We start from the raw sequence: 7743 nt of genomic DNA, 5'->3' as shown, positions 1-7743 counted from the left end.
CAGGGCCGCGTCGGCCAGGGCCGCGTCGGCCAGGGCCGCGTCGGCCAGGGCCGCGTCGGCCAGGGCCCCTGCGGGGACGGCCGCCTCGGGGGCGCGCAGGCGGGCGGCGGACAGCGCGGCCAGGTGCTCGACGAGCGTGATGAGCACGTACTTGCTGGAGGACCGGTCGCGTGCGTCGCACTCCACCAGCGGTACGTCCTCCGAGAGGTCCAGGGCCTCGCGGATCTGCTGCTCGCTGTGGAGCGGGCCGCCGAAGTCGTTGCACGCCACGATGAACGGCGTGCCGTGGTGCTCCAGGCGGTCGATGGCATACCAGGAGTCGGCGAGCCGACGGGTGTCGACGAGGACGACCGCGCCGAGCGTGCCGGAGAACAGCCGGTCCCACAGGAACCAGAACCGCTCCTGTCCGGGCGCGCCGAAGAGGTACAGCACGGACCGTTCGTCGAGCGTGATGCGGCCGAAGTCGAACGCCACGGTGGTGGACGTCTTGGCCTGCACGCCGTCGAGGTGGTCGACGGCCTCGCCCGCGCGGGTCATCGTCTCCTCCGTGTTGAGCGGACGGATCTCGCTCACGGATCGGACCATGGTGGTCTTGCCGACGCCGAAGCCGCCGACGACAACGATCTTGAGTCCGTTGTCGGCCGTCGAGCTCAGGGCGGCGCGGTCAGAGGTTGCGGAGTCCAACGAGCACCTGTTCCAGGATGTCGGGGTCGGGGAGCCGGTCCGCGACACGGGCGGTACGGGGGTGGCGGGCGCTGACCCGGCCGGTGTCGAGCAGGTCGCACAGCATGATGCGAACGATGCTGACGGGCAGGTTCAGGCTCGCGGCGATCTCGACGACGGCGGTCGGGCCCTGGCACATCCGCAGGATCGCGACGTGCTCCGACTGCATGCCGGGGGCCGGGTCGCACTCGGCGACGACGAGCGTCACCAGGTCGAAGGCGGCCGAATCGGAGCGGCTGCGGCCCCCGGTGAGGGTGTACAGCCGGTCCGGATCGTCGTCGCGGCCCGGGCGCGGGCGGGGCGCCGTCGTCATACGGCCGTGCCCTCCGCCACGGGTGCGCGCGGCGGGGCGACCAGGTGCTCGCCGAGCTGTTCGACGAGCTCGCTCATGTTGTGGCCGACGAGGCCCACGTCGGAGTCCTCGTCGGCGACGACGGCGAGGTGGGCACCGGCGCCCGCCTCGACGATGAACAGCACGCCGCCGTAGAACTCGGTCATCGCGGACCGTACGCCGCCGGTGCCGTCACCGAACTCGATGGACGCGCCGTGCGACAGGCTCTGGATTCCGGCGGAGATCGCGGCCAGCTGGTCGGCCTGGTCGACGGAGAGCTCGGGGGTGCGGCACAGCTTGAGGCCGTCGCGGGACAGGACGAGGGCGTGGCGGGTGCCGGGGGTGCGGTCGAGCAGCCCCTCCAGCAGCCAGTTGAGCTTCTCGTCGGTGGTCGCGGTCATCGGGTGTTGCCTTCCGGGTGCGGGGAGTTGGCTCGTACCGCCCTGCTGAAGGTGCTGAAGCGTGCTGCCTGGACCTTCGGGTCGGTGGTGGTACGGGCCCGGGGGGTGTCGGCTTCGCCGGGGGCGGCGTTGCCGGTACGGGCTTCGGCGGCGGCCAGGGTGCGGCCGCGGCGGCGCTTGGGCAGACCGCTCTCGCCGAACGTGGGCACGCTGCCGGTGGACTCGGACGCGGACTCCGGGGAGTGTGCGGGCTCCGCCGCCGCGGGCAGGGGCATGGAGGCGGTGTCACCGGAGGCGCCGTCCGGGGCGTTGCGGGCCGTGGGGGCGGGGTCGGCGGCGCCCGCGCCCTCGGCCGACGCGTGGGACGGCTCCGGCTCGGCGGGTGCGGTGGTGGCCGGGGCGGCCGGGAGCGTGGCAGCGGGCGTCCGTACGGCCGGTGCGGGGGCGCGGGAGATGAGGTCCTGAGGGAGCATCATCAGCGCGCCGGTGCCGCCGCGCGCCGACGGCCGGAACGAGACCGTCAGCCCGTGCTTACGGGCCAGTCGGCCGACGACGGCGAGGCCGAGGCGGGTGCCGGACAGGTTGGTGAGGTCCTGGTTCTCGGCGGAGACGGCCCGCTCGGCGCGGCGCAGCTGCACCTCGCTCATGACGAGCCCGCTGTCCTCGACGGTGATGACGATGCCCGCCGGGACCTCCTCCACGTAGACGTGGACCTCGGCGGTGGGCGGCGAGAAGTTGGCCGCGTTGTCGAGGAGTTCGGCGAGCGCGTGCATGACGCCCTCGGCCGCGTGACCGGCGATCGCGACATCGCTGGTGGAGTGGAGGCGGACGCGCTGGTAGCTGCCTATCCGGCCCATCGCGCCGCGCAGGATCGACTCCATCACGATCGGCTTGGCCCAGCGGCGGCCGGAACGAGCCCCGGTCAGTACGGCGATGGAGTCGGCGAGCCGGCCCGCCTGGGCGGTGCGGTGGTCCAGGTACAGCAGGTCCCCGAGCACGGACTCGTCGGCGTGCCGGTGCTCCATCTCCCGCAGGTCGGCCAGCATGCTGGTGGCCAGGGCCTGCATCCGTCCGGCCGCGTTGGCGCAGGCGGCGACGGCCGCGGAGCGCTCGGTCTCGGCGCGGTTGGCGCGGGCGGTCAGCCGCTCGACGGTGGCGGTGAGGCGGGCCTGTTCGGCGGCGGCCTCGGCGCGGATGCGCTCGTTCTCGGCGCGGGCGTCGGCGGCGACCCGGGCGGTCTCGGCGGAGGCGACGGCCTTGATCCGGGCACTCTCGGCGGTGTAGCGCTGGGCTTCGGCCGCGGAGGCCGAGACCAGGCGTGAGGTCTCGGTGGTGAACCGCTGGGCGTCGGCGGCCCGCAGGGAGCGCAGCGTCCGCGCGGTCCCCAGGGTGTGGACGGTGACGGCCGCGGCGACGCTCAGCAGTACGGCGGCGGCGCCCGCTCCCCATGCCAGCGGGGTCCGTACCGTGTCGGGGGCCGCGGCGACGGCCCACAGGGTCAGCGTGCCGGTTGCGACGGCCGAGATCAGCAGGGCGAGCGCGGTGGGCCGGTGTGAGGGGCGCAATCGGAGTCCTCGGTGGCGGACGTGCGGGGCGGGGCGGGGCGGTACGGGGTGGGCAAGGCGAAACCGTACCGGTCAAATCCGGACAGTTCGCCACGGGTGTGGGCGATCATGCACAACTGGAGCTGACAATTCCTGCTCAAGTCTTGGTCACTATAGGAGACTTGACGGTCTGTTTGGGAAGATCTTGTGGGCTTTTTTGTGAGACTTGCCCGCCTTTACCCGGCCGCATCCCAAGAGTTCATCTGTGCCGACGGCATGCTGAAGCCATGGCCGAACAGCATCGACCGCATACCGGACCCTCCGGACCCTCCGGACCATCCCGTGCCTTTGTCGGGGCGCTCCGCGCCGCCGTGCGCGGCGAGAGCGACTTCGGGCCCGCCGCGCGGGCCCTGACGACGATGGACGCCTCCAACTACCGCCGCGTCCCGCTCGGGGTTCTCGCCCCGCGCGACGCCGACGACATCGCGGCCGCGCTGACGGTCTGCCAGGAGTATCGGGTTCCGGTGGTGGCGCGCGGCGGCGGCACGTCCATCGCCGGGCAGGCCACCGGCACCGGCCTCGTGCTCGACCTCACCCGCCATCTGCGGACGGTCCTCGACCTGGACCCGGTCGCCCGCACCGCCGTCGTCCAGCCCGGCGTCGTCCTGGACGACCTGCGGGCCGCCGAACTGGCCGGGAGCGTCAGGACCTTGGCCCAGTACCTGGAGGAGTACGCCCCCGACTGGACCCCGCCTCGCCTGGACCGCCCGGTCACCGGCCAGACCCACTGCCACCAGCACGCGGTCCTCGGCGACGCGGCGGAGCGGCGGCTGCGGGAACGGATGGGGCTGACGGGTGAGCTGAGCGGGGGGTGCTGCGGTCTGGCCGGGAACTTCGGTTTCGAGAAGGGGCACTGGGAGGTGTCCGTGGCCTGCGCGGAGGAGCAGCTGCTCCCCTCCGTACGGGAGTCGGGACCGGAGAGCGAACTCCTCGCGGACGGGTTCTCCTGCCGTACGCAACTGGACCAGCTGGCCGGACGCCGGGCCCGGCACCTGGCGGAGGTGATCGCGGACGGGCTGGAGGGCGGCGGGAGGTGACCCCGTAGCATCGACGGGTTTGCGGCGGTCGTCGCGCAGGCGCGTAGGTGCAGGGGGAAACGTTGTGAAGAGCGGTGGCAGGTGGTGGCGGAAGCGTAGGGTCCTCGCCTCCGCGCTGGCGGCAGTGGTGCTCGTATCCGGTGGGGGGCTCTGGGCGAAGGACAGCGGGCTCTTCCGGGACCGTTACTGCTGGGACGCCTGGCAGCAGGACAGCGGGGCCCGGTTCCTCGGCGACGAGGCCCTGGGCAAGTCCGGCTCCGAGCGCGCGGCCGTCGAGTCCGGTACGCCGGGCGGCGACGGGAGGACGGCGACCTGCACCCTCACGGTGACCTCGTCCGTACCCGACGACGACTCCACCGAGCCGATCCGCTTCGAGGACCGGGTGACGCTGAGCTACGGCCCGGTGCCCGAGGCCCCGGACGAGCGGTACGCCTGGATCGAGCGGTACTTCAGCGGCACCGCCTCCGCGCTCCCCGACGACCTGGACGGCCTCGTCGCCGGGGACCGGGCGATGCTCGTGCTGCCCGAGTCGTGCGATGTGAAGGGCAGGCCGTCCGCGGTGACCCTGTGGGCCGAGAGCTGGGGCGACGGCCACCTGGGCAAGCGGCAGACCCCGCTGACCATCGGCACCCTGCCCGACGTGGGCCGCATGCTGCTGGGCGCCGCCGAGGCGGGGATGCGGAAGGCGGGGTGCGCGCCGGAGGAGCCGCTGCGGATGACGTCGCCGATGACCCGGGTCGCCGAGCGTTCGGACAGTGCCAGGAATCCGGTCTGCCGGATCCCCGGGGTGACGCTCGACCTGGGGAGCACATCCCGGTACGAGCAGCAGGTGGGCGTGGTCGACGACCGGCTCCAGACCTGCTCGGTCGTGTGGCCCCGGAGGGGCGGGCCGGCCGAACCGGCGGCCCAGTTCGTGATGGCCGCCACGCCCCGGACGGCGGCGGTGTTCGCCGGTCTCCCCGAGGGCGAGGAGCACGGTCTCCTGCGTGCCTCCTGCGACGACCGGGACGCTGTGTTCTACGGACGGATCGATTCGGGGGTGTCCAGCTCGGAGAAGGCCGACCGGAGGGTGGTGGCCCGGTTCGCCGAGTCGGCGGGCCGGCGCATCGGCTGCGCACCCACGACGCGGAACCGGAGCGGGAGCCAGAGCCAGGAGGCGGCACGATGACGGAGGGGGCGAGGGGCACGGGCACGGACGCGCTTCCGGCCGCGGCTGACGGTGTCACGCCCGGCGGTGTCGCGGGTGATGGCGCTCCGGGCGACGGTGTCACGCCTGAGGGTGCCCCGGCCGGGCGGCCCCCGTTGCTGCGGCGGCTCCTCCGTAGCCGGACGGTCCTCGCCGCCACCGCTGCCGGGCTCGTCGGTGCGCTGTTCGGCGCGGGGGCGGTCGCCTGGCGGATGGACACGCTGCCGCTGCTCTCCCCCGCCCCCTGCTGGGGCGCGTTCGACGACGACCTGACCACGCGCGTGTTCGGCGACCTGGAGGTCTCGGCCGAGACCCAGCGACTACAGAGGGACCCGCGCACCCGTGTCGCCTCGTACGGGCAGTGCCGCATCACGAGCCACGGCGAGAAGGTCCCCGTGGTGAGCCAACTGACCGTGCGCGTCCGTGAACTGGACGGAACCCACCAGAGGGAGGCGCGGTCCTGGACGAGTGAGTTCCTCCAGGCCGACATGGCACCGATGGGGAACGGGCTGCCCGGTATGGCGTCCGCGTCCCGGGCCTGGCTGGCGCTGCCGCAGAGCTGCGTCGGGGCTCCGGACCAGCTGGCCACGCCGACCGTCGTCGACCTCGCGATGGGCGAAACGGGCGGCCGCGGCTTGCCGGAGCACGACCTGAAGGAGCGCGGGGCCCTGTCCGCGGCGGCGGTGGCGGTGGCCAACGGCGTCCTGCGTGAACTGGGCTGCTCCGGTACGTACGGTTCCGCGGAGCCCACCGGTTCGTACGTCGCCTGGGAGGACACCACCCCGGACGCGCTCTGCGGCATCAAGGGGCTTCGGCTGCCCGCCGGTTACCGGGAGTCGCTGCCGCGGACCCGCGTGGGGCAGGAGGGCGGCGCGGCCCGCTCCTGCGAAGTGGGCTCCTCCTACCCGCCGGGCGAACTGCATCTGACGACCGTCGTGGACCCGCAGCTGGCCCATGTGTTCGCCCTGGAGGCGCTCCACGGCGGTACCCGCCTGCGCGAGGCGAAGGGCCGGGGCCCCGGTGGGTTCGGTTCGCTGGACGTCACCAGGGGGGTGTACGTGGCCCACTGCCAGACCGGTGATGTGGTCTTCCTGGTGGAGCGGCTGAAGTCCGTCGGTGACGGTGAGGCCAGGCGTACGAACCTCGTCCGCGCCCTGCTGCCCCGCTATGTGGAGGCGGAGGCCGAGCGCATCGGCTGCGGCCCGGTCCGGCTGACGCTGCCGGAGCTGAGGTAGCGGGCCGGGTTTGCCCGGACGGACAGGCCCGGCCCGGCTCCTCAGCGCATCGGGGCCGCCGCCCGGCTTACCGCCTCCGCCAGGCGGGCGTTCTCGGGGGCCGCGCCGCCCTGGGAGGCCCAGGTGCGCCGCGTGTACCCGTACGCCACCCCGTTCACCGGGTCCGCGAAGGCCTGTGAGCCCGCGGCGCCGGAGTGGCCGATCGTGCCCTCGCCCAGGAACGGGTAGGTGCCGCGCAGCGCCTCGAAGCCGAGGGCGAAGCCGTCGACCGTGCCGGTGACCACGTCGGTGCCGTGCCAGTGGACCCGGCCGAACTCGGCGAGGGTGTCCGGCTTGAGCAGGGGGTCCCGGCCGTCGAGCCCCGCCGCGGCGGCCGCGTACATCCCGGCGAGGCCGCGCGCGGAGGCGACACCGCCCACCGACGTGGGGCCCAGGGCCCGGGTCGTACGGGAGTTGACGAGGGCCACCATGTCGATCGCGGTCCGGGAGCCCGCACTGAAGGCGATGCCGGTCGGGCTCACCGGGTCGACCGGGTTCGCCAGCATCTCCGCGGTCTGCTCGGGCGTGGGCACCAGCGGCCGGATCGGCACGTACCGGTCCTCCAGCGCCTCGGGCAGCCCGAGGTGGAAGTCGAGTCCGTACGGGGCGCGGACCCGCTCCTCGAAGTGCTCCTGGACCGAACGGCCCGTCACCCGGCGCACCACCTCACCGGTCAGCGCCCCGATGGTCAGCGCGTGGTAGCCGAAGGCCGTACCGGGCTGCCAATAGGGGGCCTGCCCCGCGAGCCGGGCGGCGATCAGGCGGTCGTCGGCGAGCTCGTCGGGGGTGAAGCCGCCGTCGGCGCCGATCAGCCCGGCGCGGTGCCCGAGCACCTCGCGCAGGGTCAGCCGCTCCTTGCCGCCGCCGGTGAACTCCGGCCAGTACGCGGTGATGTGCCGGTCCAGGTCGAGGATTCCCTCCTGCACGAGCAGGGCGACCACCAAGTGGGCCGCGCCCTTGGTCGAGGAGTAGACGGCGGGCAGCGCGTCGCCGGTGATGCCGTCCCCGGCCCAGAGGTCCACGACCGGCCGGCCGTCCAGGTACGCGGCGAGCTGTGCGCCGGGCTCGGCGGTCTCCTCGGCGAGGACGGCGGCGAACTCCTCCCGTACGCCCTCGAATCCCTCGGCGACCGTTCCCCTGACGGTGATGTCGTACGCCATGATTTCTCCCCCTGGTGCGTCCGGTGG

Annotated in this window: 8 protein-coding genes; 3 read left to right on the top strand and 5 right to left on the bottom strand. The window is 73.7% G+C overall.

What is annotated here, in order from left to right; translation table 11 throughout:
* From CIB93_RS17235 to CIB93_RS17220, 4 genes are all read right to left on the bottom strand, one after another.
* A partial coding sequence (locus tag CIB93_RS17235; protein ID WP_257002231.1) for an ATP/GTP-binding protein occupies positions 1–684 on the bottom strand: 684 nt, incomplete at its 3' end.
* Entirely contained in the window at positions 665–1036 is a 372-nt protein-coding gene (locus CIB93_RS17230) for a DUF742 domain-containing protein (protein WP_096627745.1), read from the bottom strand. The genes CIB93_RS17235 and CIB93_RS17230, both read right to left, overlap by 20 nt.
* A complete protein-coding gene (locus CIB93_RS17225; protein ID WP_096627743.1) occupies positions 1033–1455 on the bottom strand; it encodes a roadblock/LC7 domain-containing protein in 423 nt (140 codons plus the stop codon). Before CIB93_RS17225 ends, CIB93_RS17230 begins: the two co-directional genes overlap by 4 nt.
* Positions 1452–3020, bottom strand: a complete 1569-nt coding sequence (locus CIB93_RS17220; RefSeq protein WP_096627742.1) for a sensor histidine kinase KdpD — start codon at positions 3018–3020, stop codon at positions 1452–1454. Before CIB93_RS17220 ends, CIB93_RS17225 begins: the two co-directional genes overlap by 4 nt.
* Between CIB93_RS17220 and CIB93_RS39620 the strand changes: the two genes are divergently transcribed.
* The 3 genes from CIB93_RS39620 (at position 2903) to CIB93_RS17205 (ending at position 6517) form a co-directional block, all read left to right on the top strand.
* Positions 2903–4096 carry an FAD-binding protein gene (locus tag CIB93_RS39620; protein WP_373558766.1) on the top strand — a complete coding sequence of 398 codons (1194 nt, stop codon included), beginning with the start codon at positions 2903–2905 and terminating at the stop codon, positions 4094–4096. The two genes, CIB93_RS17220 and CIB93_RS39620, sit on opposite strands and share 118 nt — an antisense overlap.
* A 124-nt stretch (positions 4097–4220) precedes the next feature.
* Positions 4221–5264, top strand: a complete 1044-nt coding sequence (locus CIB93_RS17210; RefSeq protein WP_257002230.1) for a hypothetical protein — start codon at positions 4221–4223, stop codon at positions 5262–5264.
* The gene (locus CIB93_RS17205; RefSeq protein WP_179500144.1) at positions 5261–6517 is read left to right on the top strand and encodes a hypothetical protein; all 1257 of its coding nucleotides are present in this window, start codon (positions 5261–5263) and stop codon (positions 6515–6517) included. The genes CIB93_RS17210 and CIB93_RS17205 overlap by 4 nt, the downstream gene beginning before the upstream one ends.
* A gap of 41 nt (positions 6518–6558) precedes the next feature.
* On the opposite strand, the gene CIB93_RS17200 is transcribed toward CIB93_RS17205, so the two are convergent.
* Positions 6559–7716: a serine hydrolase domain-containing protein gene (locus CIB93_RS17200; protein ID WP_096627739.1), complete on the bottom strand. Its 1158-nt coding sequence runs from the start codon at positions 7714–7716 to the stop codon at positions 6559–6561.
* Positions 7717–7743 lie beyond the last annotated feature (27 nt).

It is taken from the genome of Streptomyces sp. WZ.A104 (assembly GCF_002382885.1).
In the GTDB taxonomy this organism is placed as follows: domain Bacteria; phylum Actinomycetota; class Actinomycetes; order Streptomycetales; family Streptomycetaceae; genus Streptomyces.
This window is presented reverse-complemented; position numbering and strand designations above follow the sequence as displayed.